The 20,767-nt window shown below is 63.9% G+C and carries 16 protein-coding genes, 1 tRNA gene and 1 pseudogene; 12 read left to right on the plus strand and 6 right to left on the minus strand.

Annotation, left to right across the window (positions count from 1 at the left end; genetic code table 11):
- The 4 genes and pseudogenes from OIK40_RS12875 to OIK40_RS12890 all read left to right on the plus strand — a co-directional run.
- Positions 1 to 107, plus strand: a pseudogene (locus OIK40_RS12875) (IS5/IS1182 family transposase); the annotation flags it as partial.
- A gap of 84 nt (positions 108 to 191) precedes the next feature.
- Positions 192 to 1,727 carry an NACHT domain-containing protein gene (locus tag OIK40_RS12880; RefSeq protein ID WP_273678846.1) on the plus strand — a complete coding sequence of 512 codons (1,536 nt, stop codon included), beginning with the start codon at positions 192 to 194 and terminating at the stop codon, positions 1,725 to 1,727.
- A 510-nt stretch (positions 1,728 to 2,237) separates the two neighbouring features.
- Positions 2,238 to 3,149: a sulfotransferase domain-containing protein gene (locus OIK40_RS12885; RefSeq protein WP_273678755.1), complete on the plus strand. Its 912-nt coding sequence runs from the start codon at positions 2,238 to 2,240 to the stop codon at positions 3,147 to 3,149.
- Between the two features lie 85 nt (positions 3,150 to 3,234).
- The gene (locus OIK40_RS12890) at positions 3,235 to 3,492 is read left to right on the plus strand and encodes an HP1242/YdcH family protein (RefSeq protein ID WP_273678756.1); all 258 of its coding nucleotides are present in this window, start codon (positions 3,235 to 3,237) and stop codon (positions 3,490 to 3,492) included.
- Between the two features lie 73 nt (positions 3,493 to 3,565).
- On the opposite strand, the gene OIK40_RS12895 is transcribed toward OIK40_RS12890, so the two are convergent.
- Complete coding sequence (locus OIK40_RS12895; protein WP_273678757.1) at positions 3,566 to 3,715, minus strand: hypothetical protein; 150 nt, start codon at positions 3,713 to 3,715, stop codon at positions 3,566 to 3,568.
- Positions 3,716 to 3,860: 145 nt separating this feature from the next.
- On the opposite strand from OIK40_RS12895, the gene argB reads away from it, so the two are divergent.
- The 6 genes from argB (at position 3,861) to OIK40_RS12925 (ending at position 10,505) form a co-directional block, all read left to right on the plus strand.
- Positions 3,861 to 4,781 carry an acetylglutamate kinase gene (argB, locus tag OIK40_RS12900; protein WP_273678758.1) on the plus strand — a complete coding sequence of 307 codons (921 nt, stop codon included), beginning with the start codon at positions 3,861 to 3,863 and terminating at the stop codon, positions 4,779 to 4,781.
- A 110-nt stretch (positions 4,782 to 4,891) separates the two neighbouring features.
- A complete protein-coding gene (locus OIK40_RS12905) occupies positions 4,892 to 5,185 on the plus strand; it encodes a YggT family protein (protein WP_273678759.1) in 294 nt (97 codons plus the stop codon).
- Entirely contained in the window at positions 5,185 to 6,096 is a 912-nt protein-coding gene (folD, locus tag OIK40_RS12910; protein WP_273678760.1) for a bifunctional methylenetetrahydrofolate dehydrogenase/methenyltetrahydrofolate cyclohydrolase FolD, read from the plus strand. The genes OIK40_RS12905 and folD overlap by 1 nt, the downstream gene beginning before the upstream one ends.
- Positions 6,093 to 6,860, plus strand: a complete 768-nt coding sequence (locus OIK40_RS12915; protein ID WP_273678761.1) for a Cif family virulence factor — start codon at positions 6,093 to 6,095, stop codon at positions 6,858 to 6,860. Before folD ends, OIK40_RS12915 begins: the two co-directional genes overlap by 4 nt.
- Before the next feature lie 7 nt (positions 6,861 to 6,867).
- A complete protein-coding gene (locus tag OIK40_RS12920; RefSeq protein ID WP_273678762.1) occupies positions 6,868 to 7,497 on the plus strand; it encodes a MarC family protein in 630 nt (209 codons plus the stop codon).
- Positions 7,498 to 7,586: 89 nt separating this feature from the next.
- Positions 7,587 to 10,505: a CHAT domain-containing tetratricopeptide repeat protein gene (locus tag OIK40_RS12925; RefSeq protein WP_273678763.1), complete on the plus strand. Its 2,919-nt coding sequence runs from the start codon at positions 7,587 to 7,589 to the stop codon at positions 10,503 to 10,505.
- Positions 10,506 to 10,512: 7 nt separating this feature from the next.
- Here the strand turns inward: OIK40_RS12925 and OIK40_RS12930 are convergent, their stop codons facing one another.
- Positions 10,513 to 11,124, minus strand: a complete 612-nt coding sequence (locus OIK40_RS12930; protein WP_273678764.1) for an LON peptidase substrate-binding domain-containing protein — start codon at positions 11,122 to 11,124, stop codon at positions 10,513 to 10,515.
- A 9-nt stretch (positions 11,125 to 11,133) separates the two neighbouring features.
- The gene (gene trxA / locus OIK40_RS12935) at positions 11,134 to 12,063 is read right to left on the minus strand and encodes a thioredoxin (RefSeq protein ID WP_273678847.1); all 930 of its coding nucleotides are present in this window, start codon (positions 12,061 to 12,063) and stop codon (positions 11,134 to 11,136) included.
- A gap of 252 nt (positions 12,064 to 12,315) precedes the next feature.
- Here trxA and OIK40_RS12940 point away from each other — a divergent pair.
- Positions 12,316 to 12,390, plus strand: a tRNA-Gly gene (locus OIK40_RS12940).
- 194 nt (positions 12,391 to 12,584) lie between these two features.
- Complete coding sequence (locus OIK40_RS12945) at positions 12,585 to 14,777, plus strand: TonB-dependent receptor (RefSeq protein ID WP_273678765.1); 2,193 nt, start codon at positions 12,585 to 12,587, stop codon at positions 14,775 to 14,777.
- 77 nt (positions 14,778 to 14,854) lie between these two features.
- Here OIK40_RS12945 and OIK40_RS12950 read toward each other — a convergent pair whose 3' ends face one another.
- The 3 genes from OIK40_RS12950 to putA all read right to left on the minus strand — a co-directional run bounded on the left by OIK40_RS12950 (position 14,855) and on the right by putA (position 20,759).
- Positions 14,855 to 16,030: a saccharopine dehydrogenase family protein gene (locus tag OIK40_RS12950; protein WP_273678766.1), complete on the minus strand. Its 1,176-nt coding sequence runs from the start codon at positions 16,028 to 16,030 to the stop codon at positions 14,855 to 14,857.
- Between the two features lie 270 nt (positions 16,031 to 16,300).
- Positions 16,301 to 16,855, minus strand: coding sequence for a dCTP deaminase (dcd, locus tag OIK40_RS12955; RefSeq protein ID WP_273678767.1), 555 nt, complete (start codon positions 16,853 to 16,855; stop codon positions 16,301 to 16,303).
- A gap of 757 nt (positions 16,856 to 17,612) precedes the next feature.
- Positions 17,613 to 20,759: a bifunctional proline dehydrogenase/L-glutamate gamma-semialdehyde dehydrogenase PutA gene (putA, locus tag OIK40_RS12960; protein ID WP_273678768.1), complete on the minus strand. Its 3,147-nt coding sequence runs from the start codon at positions 20,757 to 20,759 to the stop codon at positions 17,613 to 17,615.
- Between the last annotated feature and the right edge of the window lie 8 nt (positions 20,760 to 20,767).

Consider the following 20,767-nt stretch of genomic DNA (forward strand, 5'->3'; position numbering starts at 1 on the left):
AGCTCAAGGACTGGCGACGGATCCACACCCGTTATGACCGCTGCGCGCACACGTTCATGTCCGCCATCTGCATCGCCGCAACCGTCATCTTCTGGCTGCCGCAATGAGTCCTGAGCCTAGAGCGTTCCAATAAGAGCTTAAGTGCAGCAGAACTCCTAGATTGTATTCACGATGATCAATCGTTTATTGTGGTGGGCTTGGCGGGTCGCGGCAAAAGCGTTTTAATGCGCTATTTGGCGCTGTCGATGTATCATGCGCCAAGAGGAAAGTTGCCACTTTTTCTTGAATTAAGGTCATTGAACTCCTTAACAAAGAAAGATATTCTTCATCTAATACATGCGCAATATAACTCAGGGAATGCTGTAAAGTTCGATGATTTTTTGGATGCGCTATCTCGAGGCTATTTCGTAATTCTATTGGATGGTTTTGACGAAATCGCCCCAACAGATCGGGACGAAGTGGAGCGGGAAATACTCGAAATAAGGCAAGAGTACCCAGAATGCCCGATTGTAGTATCGGGACGACATGACGAGCGCTTTTCGTCATGGGAAAGCTTTACTGTCCTGCAATTATCAGCGATGACAAGAGATCAGACCCGCCTCTTAATTGAGAAGGCCGAGTACTCAGAAGAAGTCAAGAAGAACTTTTTGAAAAGATTGACATCTGCGTTCTTCGAAGAGCACGAGAGCTTCCTAAATACACCGCTCTTGGCCATCATGCTCATGAGAACATTTGAAGAATATGCTGAGATTCCGAGCAGTCTGCATGAGTTCTATAGGAATGCATTTGACACATTGATCAGAAGACATGATGCAATGAAAAGTCAATTTCTGCGGGCGACGCACTCTGGATGTACAGCGGAAGAATTTAAGAAGGTTTTTGCAAGTTTCTGTGTTCTTACCTACTCAAAGTCTGCGTTCTCATTCCATCGAGATGACGCGCTGAACTACGTTAGCTCCGCTATCAGGCAGCAGGGGATGAATGCAGACCCTTCTCTTCTTTTAAAGGACCTGATTGAGTCCATCTGTCTGCTACACGAAGAGGGTCTCGAAATCAGCTTTGTGCACCGCTCCTTTCAAGAGTATTTCTGTGCAGTCTTTCTATCGATGTCGCCCGGTGGCTTCATTGAAAGATATTTCGAGACCGCCAACCTTCGAGTGCATGATAACGTTCTTCCGATGTTGATGGGTATTTGTCCCGAACGTGTTGAAGACGAGTGGGCGTCGGATTTTGTTGAGGATCTAATAAAAAAATATCCGAAGCAAGACGTTTCTCGGCATACGAGACTATTTGCCGACCGATATCCAGAGTGGAATCTTCATCAGTCAAGTGATCACCGCTTCTTTTCGGTTTTTGAGAGCACTAGGCTCGACAGATGTGTGCGTATTTTGGAGAATCTCTACCCTGGAAATTTTCAAAAATGGGTGCGTCCGAAGTCAGTAAGAGAAGTGAGGGAAAAGGAGTCTCGTCAGATCGAAGCCTTAATAAACTTGGAAGGACGAGGGGTAACCTCGCTAGAAGGCCTCAGCCTATTTTTGAAAGAAGCATCAGAGAAGAAGGAAGTGCCAATGTTCCGATTCTCTGTAGACCCATCTTTCGAACCATTTTTTATTGAGCTTCTTGGAAAAAATTATGAGACGACTTTAAAAGGTATTGATTCGATTCAAAAGGTGCAGCGCGACCGGCGCCGCAAAGGTGACAAATTTATTGAAGAGCTCTTTAACTGAAATTGCATTCGCTTCCGCAATCCATCGCGCCATAAACCTGCCGCGATGGATCTGCTCGGCCTCGTGCGCACCCCAGCCCATATCGCCGCCGTCTTCCTGATCGTGTTCTTCTGGTAGGCTGTCTGTCGCTCCTCGCGGCGGGAGTGGCGGCCTGATACCAGTCCTTGCGCGCCCCTCCCGCTCCCATTCGCCTTTCCTACCACCGCCCCCGCGCCCTAGGCTCTGCGCGATGCGTCCGCTGTGCCTCTTGTGCGTCGCCCGCGCCGCCCTTTGCGGCTCTGTCACCTGCATCCCGCCCGTTTTCCCGCTCGCGCCATGTGTTCGTCCGCTGCGGGCGTTTAATCTTAAGCATCTGAAAAACAGTTATAAAGCCTGCGCAGGTAAAGTATACAGGGTGTCACCTTTGTATACTTCACATCCGCTCTCTGCCGCTCGCCCGATCGGGGGTGGGAAAATCCCGCCGCCCGTGTCACACTCGCCGGCGGGGCGCTTTACGGGGGGAATCAGGCCATGACGGGACCATTGGGGCGCCGTGCGCGCAATCTGGAAGAGCTGGGGATCAACATGGGTGCGCTGATGGAAAGCGCGCCGCAGCAGCATTTCCGCCCGCTCGAACCGCAGCCGGGGGATGTTTACATCACCTGCTGGGCCAAAAGCGGCACCACGATGATGCAGCAGATGTTCCACCAGATCCGGATGATCGCCGCCACGGGTGCGGGCGATATGGATTTCGACGATATCAGCCGGATGACCCCCTGGGCGGATACCGCGGTGATGGTGGATCTCGACATGAACATAGCCCAGCGTGCGGCCCCGCGCGGGTTCAAGTCGCATCAGTCCTACGAGAATCTGCCGGCGGGCGGGCGCTATGTCGTCACTTTGCGCGATCCGAAGGAGACCTATGTCTCGTTCTACCGCTTCTTCGACGGCTGGCATATCGAGCGCGGCAGCCTGTCGCTGGACGAATTCTTCCCGTTGTGGATGGCCGGCGGGCCGGGCGGGTGCGATTACTTCACCCATCTGCTCAGCTGGTATGCGCGCCGCGATGCGCCCGACACGCTGCTTTACAGCTACCGCTGGGCGGCGAAGAACCGCGCGGCGATGATTGCGCGGATGGCGGACTTCCTCGGGCTGTCGCTGACGCCGGAACAGGCCGCGCTGGTGGAGGAGATGACAAGCCGCGAATTCATGCACGCGCATCATGATCGCTTCGACGACAGCATGATCTGCCGCGTGATGGAGGAACGGCTGGGGATTCCGGACGATGCGGATTCGACCAAGGTGCAGGCAGTGGGGAGCGATGCCGGGGTGATCCCTCCGGCGATTGCGGCGCAAATCGATGCGATGTGGGCCGAAAGGGTGCTGCCCGCCACCGGTCATGCCGATTTCGCCAGCCTCGCCGCGGCGATCGATCCGGCCTGACATCTGCCGCGCGCAACTTGATCCGCGTCAAATACCGTGCGGCGCGGGCGGCCTAGGCAGATCGTGCGAACTAAGGGAGAATTTCATGTCCGCTCATACGCCGCACGAATTGCACGACGAATTTCCGAATGATGCCGAAGCGCTGCACCGGCTGAAGTTAGAGAATGCGCATTTCGCGCGGTTGGCCGAACGGCATCACGAGGTGAACCGCGAAATCCACCGCATCGAAAGCGAGATCGAGGCGGCAAGCGACGAACGGATCGAGGCGTTGAAGAAAGAGCGGCTGCATCTGCTCGACGAGATTGCGGCGATGCTGGACCAGCAGTCCGAAGCCACTGCCTAATCGCAGCTTGTGCGGGCGGTGCAAGAGGCGACGCGCCGCCCGCAACCCGTCCCGGCCGCGATAGATCGGCCGGTCAACTGCGGGGCGTGGCGCGGCGATCGTCAACCGAACGGCGATCACCCTTGCGGCGGTCGGGGCCGTCAAAGGGCTGCTGCGCCTGCCTGCGGTCGCTCTTGCGTCGGCCTTCGGCAGGGAAGTCCTTCGGATTATCGTCGTCAGCCATGCTTACCTCCGGTGCGGATTTTTATCATCAAGCGACCGGAAAACCAAATCGGGCGTCAAGGCCTTGGCCAAGCCGCCTTGCACTGCGCGCGCAACGCGCTAGGGGCGCGGCATTGCATTTGCCCGCAAGCGGGCGAGAGAAAGCGATGCCTGTGACCGACACCAAGCCAAGCGCCTCCGGCGCGCCGATGCCCGATCTTTCCAAGGCCGAAGTGCTGATCGAGGCGCTGCCCTACTTCCAGCGCTATGCCGGACGCACCTTCGTGGTGAAATATGGCGGCCATGCGATGGGCGATGCCCAGGCCGCGCGCGATTTCGCCGAGGACATCGTGCTGCTGAAGGCGGTCGGCATCAATCCGGTCGTGGTTCACGGCGGCGGGCCGCAGATCGGCCAGATGCTGGCCCGGCTGGGGGTGGAGAGCACTTTCGTCGACGGACTGCGCGTCACCGACGAGGCCACCGCCAAGGTTGCCGAAATGGTGCTGTCCGGTGCGATCAACAAGGAACTGGTGAGCTGGATCGCGGCCGCAGGGGGCAAGGCGATCGGTATTTCTGGCAAGGACGGCGGCCTGGTGACGGCGCGCAAGGTTAATCGCACCACCCGCGATCCCGACAGCAATATCGAACAGGTGGTCGATCTCGGCTTTGTCGGGGAGCCCGCGGTGGTCGATACCAGCGTGATCGATACCGCTGTGGCCGCCGGGATGATCCCGGTGATTGCGCCGATCGCCCCGGGCGAGGACGGGGCGACCTACAACATCAACGCCGACACCATGGCAGGCGCGATTGCGGCGGCTCTGGGCGCGGCGCGGCTGTTCCTGCTGACCGACGTTGCCGGCGTGCTTGATGCCGACGGCAAACTGCTGACCGATCTCACCCCTGCCGATATCGCGCAGCTGCGCGAGGACGGTGTGATCCGCGGCGGCATGGTGCCCAAGCTCGAAACCTGCGTTGCCGCGGTGCAATCGGGTTGCGAGGCGGCGGTTGTGCTCGACGGGCGGGTGGGGCACGCCATGCTGCTCGAATTCTTCACCGCCCGCGGCGCGGGTACGCTGGTGCGCGCCTGAGGCGCCACGGGAACCCTATGGCGCGAGGCGTATTAACTCGCTAATACGCCTTTCGAGGGACATCACGCGGATGCGCATGGCGCATTCCGGAAATGGAAGCGGATAAGACAATGCAAGGCCTGGCTGTTCTCGTCGATATTCTGGTGATGATCACCAATGTGCTGGTGATGCTGATCATCGTGCAGTTCGTGATCGGACTGTTGTTCGCCTTCAATGTGGTGAGCCCGAGCAATGAATTCCTGCGGCAGGTCTATGATGCGATCAACCGCCTGCTTGAACCGGTGCTCCGCCCGATCCGCAACATCATGCCCAACACCGGCGCGATCGACTTTTCGCCGCTGGTGCTGATCCTCGGATTGCAGATCCTGATCCGGGTGCTGATGGGCGTGGCGGGAGCTTATTGATGCCAGAGGCCGCGACCATGGCAGCGCTGATCGACGGCAAGGCCTTTGCCGAAGCCTTGCGCGCCCGCGTGGGCGAGGCGGCTGCGGCCTTTGCGCAGGCGACCGGACGCAAGCCCGGGCTCGCGGTGGTGCTGGTGGGCGAAGACCCGGCCAGCCAGGTCTATGTCGGCGCCAAGGGCAAGGCCTGCGAGGCGGCGGGAATGGCGAGCTTCGAGCACCGCCTGCCGGCCGATACCAGCGAGGCCGCGCTGCTTTCGCTCGTCGAAAGGCTCAATCAGGACGAGGCGGTGGACGGCATCCTCGTGCAATTGCCGCTTCCCGCCCATCTCGACGAACAGGCGGTCATCGCCGCAATCAGTCCAGACAAGGACGTGGACGGCTTCCATGTCATCAATGCCGGCCGGCTGGCGGTGGGTCAGGAAGGCTTCGTGCCCTGCACGCCGCTGGGCTGCATCATGCTGCTGAAAGACCGTTTGAGCGATGATCTGTCGGGCCTCGATGCGGTGGTTATCGGGCGTTCGAACATCGTCGGCAAGCCGATGGCGCAATTGCTGGTCGATGCCAACGCCACGGTCACCATCGCGCACAGCCGCACGAAGAACCTGCCCGAACTGGTGCGCCGCGCCGATATCGTGGTGGCTGCCGTGGGCCGACCGGAAATGGTAAAAGGCGACTGGATCAAGCCGGGCGCGACCGTCATCGATGTCGGCATCAACCGTCTGCCCCCGGAAGAGGGCAAGGCGAAAGGCCGGTTGGTCGGCGATGTCGCCTTTGCCGAGGCATCCGAAGTGGCAGGGGCGATCACCCCCGTGCCGGGCGGGGTCGGGCCGATGACCATCGCGGTGCTACTGCGCAATACGCTGGTCGCCGCGCACTCCCATGCGGGGCTGCCCGCGCCCGAGGGCCTGTGAGGTTCGCCCCTGCACTGCTGATCGCCGGCGCGCTGGCTGCCACGCTGGCCTCCTGCGGCTCGCCGCGCCCCAAGGGGCCGCCGGCGAAGATCATCAACCGCGTGCTCGCCCGTGCGCCGGGTGCGGCGCAACCGAGCACCATCGTCGCTGCCGAAATCGCCTTTGCCCGCGCCGCGCGCGAAGAGGGGCAGTGGACGGCCTTTCGCACTTTTGCCGCGCCGGGCGCGGTGATCCACACGCCGTCGGGGCCGGTGGTTGCCGACACCTTCCTCGCCGGGCGGACCGATCCGGCAGAGGCGGTGCAATGGGAACCGCGCGCGGTTGCGATCAGCTGCGACGGCGCGCTTGCCGTGTCGCAGGGGCGTTATCGCGATCCCAATGGCACGGTCGGCAATTTCGTGACGGTATGGGAACGCCAGTCGGGCGGCGAATACCGCTACGTCTATGACGTGGGCGGGCCGGACGTGCCGCAGCCCCCGCCGCGCAAGGCGGTGGAGGACGGGGATATCGTCGTCACGTCGATCGATGCGGTGCTGGGCCTGGTCGCCAGCTGTCCGCGCGGCCGGGACGAAGTGCCGCCGCCGCCCGCCATTCCGATCGGGGAGGACGGCAAGACCGATGCCCGCCTGTCGCGTGACGGCACGCTGCGCTGGCGCTGGGAACAGCGCGATGACGGCACCCGCTATGCCGCGGTCGAATATTTCTACGAAGGGCGCTGGTTGCAGGCTTTCGATCAGACCCTGATCCCTGCAGCGGGGCAGTAGCGCGGCGATGGTGCTTACCGAGCTTTTCTTTTCCGCCTTCGTCACCCTGTTCGTGGTGATCGATCCGCCCGGTTGCGCGCCGATTTATGCCGGGCTGACCAAGGGCGCGTCGCCACAGCAGGCGCGCAGCATGGCGTTGCGGGCGACCTTTATCGCGACGATCATTCTGCTGATCTTCGCGCTGTTCGGGCAGCAATTGCTGGGTGCGCTGCATATCGAGCTGAACTCGTTCCGCATTGCGGGCGGGCTGATGCTGTTCTTCATCGCTTTCGACATGGTGTTCGAAAAGCGCACCCAGCGCCGCGAGGAGCGCGCCGAAAAGATCGCCGCCACCCCCGAGATCGAAGATGTTTCGGTCTTCCCCATGGCTATGCCGATGCTGGCCGGCCCCGGCGCGATCGCGGCGATCATGCTGCTGATGAACGAGGCCGAAGGCTGGGCCGAGATGATCGAGGTGCTGGCGGCGCTGGCTGCCGTCCTGATTATCACCGCCGCCGCGCTGGTGGCGGCAGGGCCGCTGATCCGGTTGCTGGGTGACAAGGTCGAGGCTGTCATCACCCGCCTGCTGGGCGTGCTGCTGGCGGCGCTGGCGGCGCAATATGTGATCGACGGGTTGAAGGGCAGCTTCGGTCTGTAGCAGGCCTGCGTGCTTGCCTCGGTGCGGCATTGTGGCATCATTCTGCGGCGGTGCGCCAAGGGTGTGGCCGATGTTGGGGGGGAACCGTGATGCCGTTACCGCTTCGTGCCGGAGCCGCTCTTGCAGCGCTTGGCTTCGGGCTCTGGGCGGTTGCTCCCACGCTGGCGCAGAACGCCCCGGACGTGCCCGGTGAGGCGCGGACCGATCCGGCCAGCGCTGCGCTGATTGCCGAGATCGATGCTTTCGGCGCTGCCGATGCTTCGGCTGATCCGGCGGGCGACCTGGAAAAGATTGCCGATCTGCGCCGCCGCATCGAAGCCCATGGCGGGCTTCCCCCGATGGCGATGGGTCTGCTCGAATCCGCCGAGGGCGCGGCGCATTTTTACCTGCGCGATTTCGAGACTGCGGCTGCCGCCTATGGCCGCGCCGCGCCGCTGTTCGAGGCCGGGAACGCGCCGCCGGACGAGTTGGCCGGGCTTTACAACAACCGCGCCTCGATCCTCGCCGCGCTGGGGCGCTATGGCGAGGCCGAGGCCGATCACCGGCGGGCGTTGGCGATCCGCCGCCAGATCGAAGGCGAGCGCGGGGAGGCGGTGTCATCCTCGCTGTTCGGGCTGGGCTATGTCTATTACCGTCAGGGCCGGATCGAGGAATCCTTGCCCTTCCTGCGCGAGGCGGCCGACCAGCAGCTCGATTACCTGCGTCCGGGCAACCCGTTGCCGATCGTGCGTCTGACATCGCTGGCGAGCGTGCTCGGGCGTTCCGGGCGCACTGCCGAAGGTCTTGCCGCAGCGCGCAAGGCCGAGGCGCTGGCGCGCGAATATCTCGGGCCGGATCATCCCACCTTCGCCATCGCGCTCAACAATCTGGGCAATGCGCTGATCGAGAACCGCATCTTCCGCGAGGCGATCCCGGTGCTCCGCGAATCGCTGGAGGTGCGGATCAAGACCGGGGGCGAACAGGCCAGCGGCACCGCGATTACCATGCGCAACCTCGCCACCGCGCTGAAGGCGACCGGCGCCGATGCCGATGCCGAGGCGTTGAACCGCCGCGCACTGGAGATCTACGAAGCGACAGGCGAGGTCGATACACCCTTCGCGCTGGCCTATCTCTATTCCGAGCTGGCCGATTTCGCTGCGCGTCGGGACGAGTGGGAGAGCTATTTCGCGCTGTCCGACAAGGCCATTGCCAGCGCCGATGCCGCGCTGGACAACGACAGTGCCGAACAGGCGCAGATCCATCTCTACCGCGCCGAATGGCTGCTGCGCAAAGGCGATTTTTCGGATGCACGCGGCGTGGCGGAACGCTGGGTGCCGGTGATGCAATCCGATCTCATCGTCAGCCACGAAGACCGCATCTGGGCGGAAATGCTGCTTGCCCGGCTGCGCCAGCTTACCGGCGGGGAGCCGGGCGAAGTGCTGGCCCTGGCCGACGATGCGATGGACAAGCTCGAAGCCAAGCTTGCCGACCTTGCCGTATCGGACGAGGCGCTGGTGCGCGAGGCGCGGCGGCACCGCGAGGCGGCGATCCTCTACCTCGCGCTGGCGGCCGATCTCGGTGACGGGGAACGCATGGTGCGTTCGATGCAGCTCGCCAATATCACTGAACTCGCGCGCGGGCAGCAATTCGCGCAGCCGGACGATGCACCGCCGGACGGGGCGCTGGCCCTGCGCGCGCGGCTGCTCGATCTCGGGCGCACCCGCGCCGAACTGGCCGCGCGACTTGAAGCGGCCCAGCTTGACGAAAACGCCGATCGCGATGGTCTGGCGCGCGAGCTCGCCTCTGCGGACAGCGCCGCGCAGGCGATCGAAATGAAGCTGCTGCGCGACCACCCCGATTTCGTCGCACGCTATCGCCCGCAGCCGCTGAGGCTGGCCGAACTGCGCAGCAGAATGCGCAAGGGCGATCTGGTGCTGGCGCCCGTCGAAGGCGAGGCGACCACCTGGGTGCTGGCAATCGGAAAAGACAGCCTGCGCTGGTCGGTGCTCGACACGATGCAGCTGGGCCAACAGGTGGCAAGCCTGCGCGATGCGGTCGATCTGCCCGATCCGGCGCTGGCCGGTTTTCCGCTCGACACGGCGCACGCCCTGTTTCGCGGGCTCTTCCCGCAAGGGCTGGGCAAGGTGCGGCGGGTGCTGGTGCACGGCGGCGAAAGGTTGGCGAGCCTGCCCTTCGCGCTGCTGACGACACGCGCGCATGACGGGTCTTTGGCCGACGCGCCGTGGTTGATCCGTTCGGCCGGCGTGCAGGTGGTCGGCAATCTTTCGCTGTTCGGGGCGGAGCCCGTGCCCGCCCCCACTGCTACCCGCGCCCGCCGGTTTGTCGGTGTCGGCGGGGTCGAGCTGCCCGGTAGCGCGAACGCGGGAACGGCGCGGCTTGCCGGATTGTTCCGGGGCGGCCGGCCCGATCGCGGCGTGATCGGCGATCTGCCGTCGCTACCCGCCGCGGCCGAGGAACTGCGCGGGCTGGCAGAGACCTTTCCCGAATCCGGCCGGATGCTGCTGATCGGGCCCGAGGCGGCGGAGGAGCGGTTCAAGCGCGCCGATTTGACCGGGCTCGATGTGCTTGCCTTTGCCACCCATGGCCTTGTCGCGGGCGAGCTGGCGGGCCTGTGGGAGCCCGCCCTGCTGCTCGGCACAGGCGATCCGGCTGCGGGCGAGGACGGGGTGCTGGGCGCAAGCGAGATCGCGCGGCTGGCGATCGATGCCGACTGGGTAATCCTGTCGGCCTGCAACACTGCGAGCGGGGGGAGTGAGGGCGCGCCGTCCTATTCGGGCCTTGCGACGGCCTTTGCCCAAAGCGGCGCGCGCGCCTTGCTGCTGTCGCACTGGCGGGTGCGCGACGATGCGGCTTCGTGGCTCAGCGTGCGCACCGTGCAGGCGACGCGTGACGGTGAAGGGCGGGCAGAGGCACTGCGCCGGGCGCAGCTCGCGCTTATCCGCGATAAATCGCTGGCCGGTGCAGCGCATCCCGCAATCTGGGCGCCTTACGTGCTGATCGAGAACTGACGACGCGCTATTGCAGCGTCACGATTTCCTCGCCGCCGTCGTGGCGGCCGTAGAACTGCATCAGCTGCACCAGCAATTCGCAGCGGTCGGTCAGCGTTTCCGCTTCCAGCAGCGCCTGCTTGCTGGCGGGATCGAACGGCGCAATCTGCGACACGCCGTTGATCAGCGTGCGATCGTCGAGCCGCTCGACCGAATCCCAGTCGACGCTGTAACCCTGGTTCTCGGCAAACCGCCGCGCCTCGCGCTCGAACCCGCCGCGCTGGGCGTGGGTCAGCGTTTCGTCCTCGTCCTCGTCGTAGATTTCCGCCTCGATCTGACGGAATGCGGTGGTGACGTCGAGTTCGCGCACCAGCCGGAAGCGCGCGACGCCTTCGAGGATCAGGTTGTAACGGCCGTCGTCCATCGCCTGGATCTCGCCGATTCGTCCGACGCAGCCGACCTTGTAAAGCGGCGCGCCTTCGACCGGGCGCTGGGGCTGGATCATCGCGATCTGGCGGTCACGGATCAGCGCATCTCCCACCAGCGACCGGTAACGCGGTTCGAAGATGTGCAGCGGCAGCTGCAGCCCGGGAAACAGCACCGCGCCGGTCAGCGGAAAGATCGAGAGGCGACGGGTCATTGCCTGCGCTCAACCGAACAGGATCTTGGACAGGCGGCGGCGGGTGGCCACTACCCATTCATCCTCAAGCCCGATCGCCTCGAAGATCTTGAGCAGCTTGGCCCGCGCCGCGCCTTCGTTCCATTCGCGGTCTGCCGCGACCATCGCCAGCAGCGTGTCGGCAGCGGCATCGCGCTGGCCCGCGGCAAAGGCGGCCTCGGCATAGGCAAATTGCGCGTCCATATCACCGGGGGCAGCCTCGGCGGCGGCGCGCAGGCCCGCCAGCTCGCCGTCGTCTACCTTGATGCCAGCCAGTTCGATTGCGCTGCGGGCTGCGGCGATGGCGGGATCGGTGGCGAGGCGCGGATCGCTTTCGATCACATCCATCACCTGACGCGCCTGATCGGTCTCGCCCATCTGCACCAGCGCGCGCACCAGCCCTGCATGGGCTGCGGCATTTTCGGGCGCGAATTCGGTGATCTGGGCAAAAATGCCAGCGGCGCGCTGCGGATCGCCGCCTGCCAGTGCGTCCTCGCCCATCTTCACATATTGCGCCAGCTCTTCGGGCGAGGGGCCTTGCGGTGCGGCGGCCCCTTCAGCGCCGGCCTGCACCGGCAATTGCGCGAGCAGCTGGTCGAGCACCTGCTTCAATTGCGATTCGCTGCGGGCATTGGTGAGATCGGCGACAGGTTGGCCTTGGAACATGGCATAGACCGTGGGGATCGAGCGCACCTGGAACTGCGCGGCGATGAACTGTTCCTCGTCGACGTTGATTTTGGCGAGGACAACGCCCTTGTCGGCATATTCGCCCGCGACCTTTTCCAGCACCGGGGCGAGCGCCTTGCACGGCCCGCACCACTCGGCCCAGAAATCGAGGATCACGAGCTTGTTCTGCGAAGGTTCGACCACCGTCTGGCGGAAACGGTCAACCGCCTTCTGTTCGTCAATGCTCAGTCCCATGCTGGCCAAGGGGATGCTCCTGTCGTTGTTTTGATCGTCGGGTTTCTTCGCCCCAATGTGGGGCATCTTCGGCGGATGTGAAGCGCGCATTTGTGCTGGCGCTTATGCCTGCAGCGATCAAGCCCCGATCGGCCAGATTTTGCGCTGGCAGGGTGCGTGCATTTTACGCTTGCAGCGGGCGGGGGGCGCTGCTAATCGCGCCGCCTCTCCGGCAGGAACCGCGCACCTCGCGGCTTTTGTCAGCGCCAGTGAGCGGGCGTAGCTCAGGGGTAGAGCACAACCTTGCCAAGGTTGGGGTCGAGGGTTCGAATCCCTTCGCCCGCTCCAGTTTTCTTTCCGACCGATGATACCAGTCCCTGCCGCAGCCAGCCGCTGCGGACGGTTCCTCTGCGCGTCTGTGTCGTCGCCATTGCGACGCAAATGGTCGATGACAGCCGGTCTTTCATCCCTTTCCCTCTTGCATTCGCCGTTTTCGCTGCTAGTCGCGTGATACGTTATCACATGCAAAAACGGGAAAACCCATGATCACTCGCAAGCTTCGCCTCGCGCCCTCTCGCCTCGCCCTCGCCACGGTGCTCGGTTTTGCGGTTACCGCAGCGCCCGCCTTCGCTCAGGAAAAGCCCGCCGACAGCGATGCGCAGGTCGAGGACGACCTCCACAACCGTCAGGCCGACGAACAGGGCAACATCATCGTCAGCGCCTCCGGCCTCAAGGAACTCGACTTGCTCGCCGGCACCAGCGTGCTCGAAGTGCGCGACATCCAGCGTGAGGCAGTGACCGGCCAGATCGGCGAACTGCTGACCAAGATCCCCGGTGTTTCGGCCACCAGCTTCGCCCCCGGTTCGTCGCGCCCGGTCCTGCGCGGCCAGCAGGGCGAACGCGTGCGCGTGCTGATCGACGGGGTCGGCACGTCCGACGTCTCCAACACCTCGGTCGATCATGCCACCACGATCGACCCGATCACGGTCGAACGGGTCGAGGTACTGCGCGGTCCGGCCGTGCTGCTTTACGGCAGCCAGGCGATCGGCGGCGCGGTCAATGTGATCGACAAGCGCATCCCGACCCGCATGCCGGACGAGGCCTTCCACCTCGATGCCTTCGCCGGGGTCGACAGCGCTAGCAACCTCAGGACCGGCGCGGCCTCGCTCGACATCGGAATTGGCTCGAACGTCGTGTTCCATGTCGACGGATCGTGGCGCGACACCGGCAATATGGAAATCGGCGGCTTCCAGCTCTCGCCCGACCTGCGCGCCGAACTGCTGGAAGAAGCTGCGGAAAAGGATGCCGATGGCGAGCCGGCCGAAGCAGAGGAATTCCGCGAAGCTGCCGCCCAGCGCGGGTTCGTGCCCAACAGCGACATGCAAAGCTGGACGATCAATGCCGGTCTTGGCGTGATCCTCGGCGAAAGCACCTTCGGCGCTTCGATCGGCTGGTACGACACCAATTACGGCGTCATCAAGCGCCCCGGCCTCAAGCACGAACATGGTGACGAGGAAGGGGAAGAGCACGAGGGCGAGGATCACGGTGAGGAAGAGGGCGAGGAAAACGTCCGCATCGACCTCCAGCAGTTCCGCGCCGACTTCAAAGGCGACATCTATCTCGGTGACGGCGCGTTCGAGCGGCTGAAGCTGCGCGTGGGCTATTCGGATTACACCCACACCGAATTCGAAGGCCCGGGCGAAGTCGGCACGGTGTTCGACAGCACCAGCGTGGAAGCCCGCGCCGAATTGGTCCAGAACACAGGCGGTGTGCTGCGCGGTTCGACCGGTCTGCAATACCAGCACCGCGATTTCTTCGCGGTTGGTGCAGAAGCCTATGTCCCGCCGAACCTGACCGATCAGGTGGCGATCTTCACGCTTCAGGAACTGGGCACCGGCCCGTTCCAGATCGAAGCGGCCGCCCGTGCGGAATTCACCAATGTCGAAGCGCAGACGCTGGGCATCGAACGCGACTACGATACCTTCTCGGGGGCGCTGGGCGTTGTCTACGAAGGCATCGAGGGCATCCGCATCGGCCTCAACGGATCGCGCGCCGAACGCGCGCCGAGCGCGGAGGAACTGTTCTCCAACGGACCGCACATCGCCACGCAGGCGTTCGAGATCGGCAACCCCGATCTTGATACCGAAAGCGCCTGGGGGCTTGAGGCCTATGCCCGCGGCCAGATCGGCGCAGGCACGTTCAACCTTGCGGTCTACAAGCAGTGGTTCGACAACTACATCTTCCTTGAGGAGACAGGCCTTGAGGAAGACGATCTGCCGGTCTTCCTGTATCTCCAGCAGGATGCCGACTTCTGGGGCGTGGAGGCGGATTTCTCCTACCCCGTGATTGATACTGACGGGTTCCGCCTGCTCACCGATCTGCGCGCCTCCTATGTCGAGGCAGAGCTTGCCGACGGCACCGCCGTGCCGCGTATCCCGCCGCTAAGCCTGCTGGGTGCGCTCGAAGCGCAAACGCAAGCGTTCGACGTGCGCGGCGAGGTGCAGTGGTTCGACGGCCAGAACCGCGTCACCAGCTTCGAAAGCCCGACCGACAGCTTCACGCTGGTCAATGCGCTGGTGGCGTGGCGTCCGTTTGCGGAGAACCAGAACGTCACGGTGCAGATCGCGGCGGACAACATCTTCGATGTCAACGGCCGCCGCCACGCCAGCTTCACCAAGGATTTCGTGCCCCTGATGGGTCGCAATTTCCGTGCGAGCGTGCGTCTGAGCTTCTGAGCCAACCGAGCCCGCCAAAGGGTCGCAAGAGAAGGGGTAGCCGTTCGCCGGCTACCCCTTTTTTGCTGCTCCGAAGCTCAGTCCTCGATCGCGAAGGTCAGCTCGGCATTTTCTTCAAGCCGCTTGACGAGGTCTTCGCCGAGGAACGACCCAGGGGTGCCGATCCCGCCCGGCTTGTCACACGAAAGCAGCGCGATGCCGGTCTCGCTCAGCATCCGGCTGGTCGAGCCGTAGCCCGGATCATACTTGCCCTTCACGGCGTATCGCAGGCGCTGGCCATCGGCCATGTCGGCGACGAAGACGACATCGTAGAAGCCGGTCTCGCGCTCTTCCTTGCTCGGCCCCTCGCCCGGCTTGGGCGGCTTTGCGCCGAACGGGTTCTTCATCATCTCCAGCGCCGCGTTGGCCGCTGCCTTGCCCGCCTCCCCGGGGCTGGTCAGCATCATTTCGTCATACTTGAAATCGGTGCCGTAGGGGTGGCCGAGCAGGAAGTTGGTGCGGTGCACGTTCTTGGTGTTGATCGGCGCCATCACGAAGGGCGCGGACCACTTGCCCAGATCATCCTCATAGGACGGGATCATGCCCGAAGGCTGGTCCGGCCCTTCAAAGCCGGGGGTTAGCGCGAAGGGATCGCGCAGCACGTTGATGAGGCGCGGGTTCTTCGCTGCCGCCTTCATTGTCGCGCCAAGGCTGGCCGCGGTGCCGCCGGAAAAAGTGCCCTTCATCGCCCGCACGCGCCCGCGGATGCGCGGGGCAGGGTGGCCGAAGCGTTCGACACAGGCTTTCTGCGTCATCATCACGCCCAGATCGAAGGGGATCGAATCGAAGCCCGACGAGAAGCAGATGCGAGCGCCGGTGGCTTCGGCGGCGGCCTGATGCTCGGCAATCTTCTCGGCCATCCACGCCGGTTCGCCGCACAGGTCGGCATAATCGGTGCCGGTGGCGACACAGGCGGCCACCAGCTTGTCGCCGTAAAGCTGATAGGGACCGACCGTGGTCAGGACGACCTTGGTGCGCTTGCACATCGCTTCCAGATCAGCGCTGTCGTCGGCATTGGCGACCACCAGCGGAGTGGTGGCAGGCGCGCCGATTTCGTCGCGCACTCCCTCCAGCTTGGCGAGGCTGCGGCCCGCCATCGCCCATTTCGGCGCATCGGCGCGACCGGCGTAATGAGAGCTGAGATATTCGGCGACCAGACGGCCGGTATAGCCGGTGGCGCCGAAGATGATGATGTCGAACTCACGGGTGCTCATGCTGGTTCTCCCTTGGCTTGCCCCATGCCATGCAATCGCGCGCGGCAGGTGTCAAAGGCCCTGCGCAACATTATTACAAAGTTGACAAAGGTGACACCGTGTCAACTTTGCGAGATAAGGAAAAAGGAATATTTAACACAGTGTTGCATCGGGTGCGGCGCGCGGACGGACACAGGGGAATGACAGCGCAATCATCATCAGCCGGGATCCTTGCGGTTGGGCAGGGCAGGCTAATCCCGCTCCGCCCCTGTAGGAAACCGCCCTAGCGCCCTAGAGCCGCGGCAGCGTCACCCCGCGCTGGCCCATATATTTGCCCGCGCGATCCTTGTAGCTGGTCTCGCAGCGTTCGTTGCCCTTGAGGAACAGGAACTGGCACGCGCCTTCGTTGGCGTAAATCCTGGCGGGCAGCGGCGTGGTGTTGCTGAATTCCAGTGTGACATGGCCTTCCCATCCCGGCTCGAGCGGGGTGACGTTCACGATGATCCCGCAGCGCGCATAGGTGCTCTTGCCGAGGCAGATCACCAGCACATCTTCCGGCACGCGGAAATATTCGACCGTCCGGGCCAGCGCGAAGGAATTGGGCGGGATGATGCAGACATCGGTCTCGCGATCGACAAAGCTTTTCGGATCGAACTGCTTGGGATCGACCACCGATGAATCGACATTGGTGAAGATCTTGAATTCCGGGGCGACCCGCGCGTCATAGCCATAGGAAGACAGGCCATAGGAGATCACCCCGTCGCGGCGCTGGGCCTCGACGAAAGGTTCGATCATGCCGTGCTCGAGCGCCTGCGTGCGGATCCATTTGTCGGAGAGAATCGCCATGGAGATGTGATTCCCGATGGGGGGAAGGGCGACAAGGGGTGCGGCGGAATTATCCGGATGAGTCTTGCCGCCCCGGTCCAACCGCGTCCGCTTTCGCGGCGATGCGGTAGAAAGTGGAAGTTCGCTTTCCGACCCCATAGTTGCCATGAGCAAATGCGGTCCGATCATCTAATCGGACTACGGGCGGCTTCCATACCTCCGCTCTCCCGCCTTCCGCATTTCGTCTAGTGTCTGGCCGGGTGCTGGCTCCAAATACGAGCGGGCGGGTGCTGCTCCCTGAGGGCACTTGGGTGGTTCAGCACCATCTTCGATCCGCAGGATGTTGTAGCCACTCGCGGTGTTACGTCGCAGCCACCACCTTCGTGCGCCCAGATCGCTGCGCCAATAGGTGTGCTGAACAGACAGTGCGGTAATCTTCCTCGCCCCAATGGATCCCTCAAGAACCCGCACTATTTCGAGGTCAATAAAGTAGGGCCAAGACATCACGATATAGTCATCGTCTGAATCCGGGAAGTCGCTCGGGACTTGTCCCACGACCTTGGCCACAACCAAGGCATCGAAGCACTGTTGTGCCTCTGGCGGAGATGACGACGTGGCAGCTGTTGGCCATCCAAGAGCCGCCCACGACGCGAGAGCGATTGCGAAAATCCGGAGCCAAAGCATGATCTGGCTTAGCGCGAGGCATGGCAGCAATCCACCCATCCCCGGACATTCTGCCGGTTCTTCGTCACTCCCGATAGCCGAAATCCGCCCCGCCTCAGCCTGCCGTCAGCAGGCTGGCATTGCCCCCGGCGGCGGTCGTGTCGATCGTCATCACCCGCTCGGTCGCGAAGCGCGCGAGGTAGTGCGGCCCGCCTGCCTTCGGCCCGGTGCCCGACAGGCCCTCGCCGCCGAAGGGCTGGCTTTCCACCACTGCGCCGATCTGGTTGCGGTTGACGTAGAAATTGCCGACCCGCGCACGCGCCTGCACGAAGCGGCGCGTCGCCGCGATGCGGCTGTGCAGGCCGAGGGTGAGGCCGTATCCGCTGGCGTTGATGTCCTCGATCACCTGCTCCAGCTGGCTCGCCTTGAAGCGCGCCACGTGGAGGACAGGGCCGAAATGTTCGCGGCTGAGATCGCGGATCGATCCGATCTCGACGATGGTGGGCGCGACGAAGCAGCCCGCTTCCACCCCCGGCGGCAGCGGCAGGCGGGTGACCTTGCGATCGGATGCAAGGCAGCGCGCGACATGGCGTTCGAGCCGCGCCTGCGCGTCCGGATCGATCACCGGGCCGACATCGGTGGCGAGGCTGGCCGGGTCACCGATATTCAGCGCCTCGAACCCGCCGCGGATCATTGCCAGCATCGCATCGGCGATATCGTCTTGCAGATAGAGCACGCGCAGCGCCGAACAGCGCTGGCCCGCGCTCTGGAAGGCGCTCGCCAGCACGTCGCGCACCACCTGTTCGGGCAGCGCCGAGGAATCGACGATCATCGCGTTCTGGCCGCCGGTCTCGGCGATCAGCGTGGCGATCGGGCCGTCGCGGCCTGCCAGCGTACGGTTGATTGCCTGCGCGGTTTCGGTCGATCCGGTGAAGGCGACGCCCGCAAGCAGCGGATTGGCGGTGATCAGCTGGCCGACCTGTCCCGCGCCGGGGAGCAGTTGCAGCGCCTCTGGCGGGATGCCGGCCTCGTGGCACAGCTTTACCGCTAGCGCGGCAATCAGCGGGGTCTGTTCGGCGGGTTTGGCGATCACCGCATTGCCCGCGGCGAGCGCGGCGGCGGCCATGCCGGTGAAGATCGCCAGCGGGAAATTCCACGGGGAAATCGTGGCGAACACGCCCCGCCCGTGGAGCGAGAGCGAGTTTTCCTCCCCCGTCGGGCCGGGCAGGATCGTCGGCGCGCCGAACTGGTTGCGCGCGCCTTGGGCATAGTAGCGCAGGAAATCGACCGCCTCGCGCAGTTCCAGCACCGCGTCGAGCAGGGTCTTGCCCGCCTCGCGCTGGCACAGCGACAGGAATTCGTCGGTGTGCGCCTCGAACAGGTCGGCGGCTTCTTCCAGCAACAGCGCGCGCCTTTCGCCGCCCAGCGCGTCCCAGCCCGGCTGGATCCTGGCGGCGCGGGCGAAGGCATCGTCGACTTCTTCGGCTGTCGCGTCGCGGCGGGTGCCGACCACTGCGGACAGATCATGCGGCATGGTGATCGGTGCGATTTCGCCGGGGGTGTCGCCGGGGAAGGTCGGCTCGGCCCGCCAATGGATGTTTTCGAGGTTCTTCAGCCGCGCCATCAACGGCTCGCGCACGGCCGGATCGGACAGGTCGATCCCGGCGCTGTTGCGGCGGTCTGCGAAAATGTCGGTCGGCAGCGGGATCGCGGGATTGCGGCGCGGGGTCAGCCCGGCGAGTTCGGCCACCGGATCGCCGACCAGTTCCTCTGCCGGAATATCGGCATCGCCCATGCGGTTGACGAAGCTGGTATTGGCTCCGTTCTCCAGCAGGCGCCGCACCAGATAGGCGAGCAGTTCCTTGTGCCCGCCCACCGGCGCGTAGATGCGCACAGGGGTGCGCTGGTTGCCTTCGAGCGCGTGGAGTGCGTCGTAGACTTCCTCGCCCATGCCATGCAGACGCTGGAATTCGAATGCCTTGCCCGCGCTCATCTCCTTGATCGAGGCGATGGTATAGGCGTTGTGCGTGGCGAAGGCCGGGCGGATCACGTCGGCATGTTCGAACAGGCGGGCGGCGCAGGCGAGGTAGGAAACATCGGTCGCCACCTTGCGGGTGAACACCGGATAATCGGCATAGCCGCCCACCTGGCTGAGCTTGATCTCGCTGTCCCAATAGGCGCCCTTCACCAGCCGCACGAACAGCTTGCGATCGTGGCGACGGGCAAGCTTGCCCGCCCAGTCGACCAGCGGCACGCCGCGCTTCTGATAGGCCTGAATGGCAAGGCCGAAGCCTTCCCAGCGGCTGCCGTCCGGGCGGCGGAACAGCTCGTCATCGGCGACCAGCGCCTCGATGATGTCGAGGCTGAGTTCGAGCCGCTCGGCTTCTTCGGCGTCGATGGTGAAATGGATGTCGGCATCGCGTGCCTTGATCGCCAGCGCCTTGACCACCGGCACCATTTCGGCGCGGGCCTGGGCTGCGTGGAAGAAATTGTACTTGGGGTGCAGCGCCGACAGCTTGACCGAAATGCCCGGCGATCCGGCGACGCCCGCCCCGGCCTCGCGCGCCAGCCGCTCGAGCGCGGCTTCATAGGCGCGGCGATACTTTTCGGCATCGGCGAATGTCATCGCCGCCTCGCCGAGCATGTCGAAGGAATGGGTAATGCCCTTCGCACGTTCGGGCGCGGCGCGCTTCAGCGCTTCCTCGATGGTGCGGCCGAACACGAATTGCCCGCCGAGAATGCGCATCGCCTGTGCCGTCGCGGTGCGGATCACCGGCTCGCCCAGACGGTTCATCGCCCGCTTGAAGGCGCTGCCGAGCCCTTTCTGGTGCGCTTCGGGCTGTTCCAGCACCTCGCCCGTCAGCATCAGCGAGAAGGTGGCGGCATTGACGAAGGTGGAGGAACTTTCGCCCAGATGCTCGCCCCATTCGATGGTCCCGATCTTGTCGCGGATCAGCGCGTCGGCGGTCGCCGCGTCGGGCACGCGCAGCAGCGCCTCGGCGAGGCACATCAGCGCGATGCCTTCCTCGGTATCGAGCCCGTATTGCTGCAGGAAAGCGTCGATCCCGCTCGCTTTCTCTTCCCGCGCGCCTTCGATCAGCCGGATTGCGAGGGTCGCCGCCTCAGCATGGACACGCGCGGCAGGGGCGGCCTGTTCGATCCGCGCGGCGATGCAGGCTTCCTCTTCGGCGCGGTAGGCGCGGCGCAGGTCGGCGCGGTCGATCAACTGGGCGGTGCGGGGCGGCAGGTCGGTTGTGGTCACGAGGGAGG

Origin of the sequence: Erythrobacter fulvus, assembly GCF_028595285.1 — a bacterium.
Taxonomy (GTDB): Bacteria; Pseudomonadota; Alphaproteobacteria; order Sphingomonadales; family Sphingomonadaceae; genus Erythrobacter; species Erythrobacter fulvus.

Excerpts from the sequence above, each read along its gene's own strand:
- folD (WP_273678760.1), top strand. The coding sequence starts at position 5,185 with ATGCCAGAGGCCGCGACCATGGCAGCGCTGATCGACGGCAAGGCCTTT.
- OIK40_RS12920 (WP_273678762.1), top strand. The coding sequence starts at position 6,868 with ATGGTGCTTACCGAGCTTTTCTTTTCCGCCTTCGTCACCCTGTTCGTG.
- OIK40_RS12925 (WP_273678763.1), top strand. The coding sequence starts at position 7,587 with ATGCCGTTACCGCTTCGTGCCGGAGCCGCTCTTGCAGCGCTTGGCTTC.
- trxA (WP_273678847.1), bottom strand. The coding sequence starts at position 12,063 with ATGGGACTGAGCATTGACGAACAGAAGGCGGTTGACCGTTTCCGCCAG.
- OIK40_RS12895 (WP_273678757.1), bottom strand. The coding sequence starts at position 3,715 with ATGGCTGACGACGATAATCCGAAGGACTTCCCTGCCGAAGGCCGACGC.
- OIK40_RS12890 (WP_273678756.1), top strand. The coding sequence starts at position 3,235 with ATGTCCGCTCATACGCCGCACGAATTGCACGACGAATTTCCGAATGAT.
- OIK40_RS12945 (WP_273678765.1), top strand. The coding sequence starts at position 12,585 with ATGATCACTCGCAAGCTTCGCCTCGCGCCCTCTCGCCTCGCCCTCGCC.
- dcd (WP_273678767.1), bottom strand. The coding sequence starts at position 16,855 with ATGGCGATTCTCTCCGACAAATGGATCCGCACGCAGGCGCTCGAGCAC.
- OIK40_RS12930 (WP_273678764.1), bottom strand. The coding sequence starts at position 11,124 with ATGACCCGTCGCCTCTCGATCTTTCCGCTGACCGGCGCGGTGCTGTTT.
- OIK40_RS12885 (WP_273678755.1), top strand. The coding sequence starts at position 2,238 with ATGACGGGACCATTGGGGCGCCGTGCGCGCAATCTGGAAGAGCTGGGG.
- OIK40_RS12905 (WP_273678759.1), top strand. The coding sequence starts at position 4,892 with ATGCAAGGCCTGGCTGTTCTCGTCGATATTCTGGTGATGATCACCAAT.
- argB (WP_273678758.1), top strand. The coding sequence starts at position 3,861 with ATGCCTGTGACCGACACCAAGCCAAGCGCCTCCGGCGCGCCGATGCCC.
- OIK40_RS12950 (WP_273678766.1), bottom strand. The coding sequence starts at position 16,030 with ATGAGCACCCGTGAGTTCGACATCATCATCTTCGGCGCCACCGGCTAT.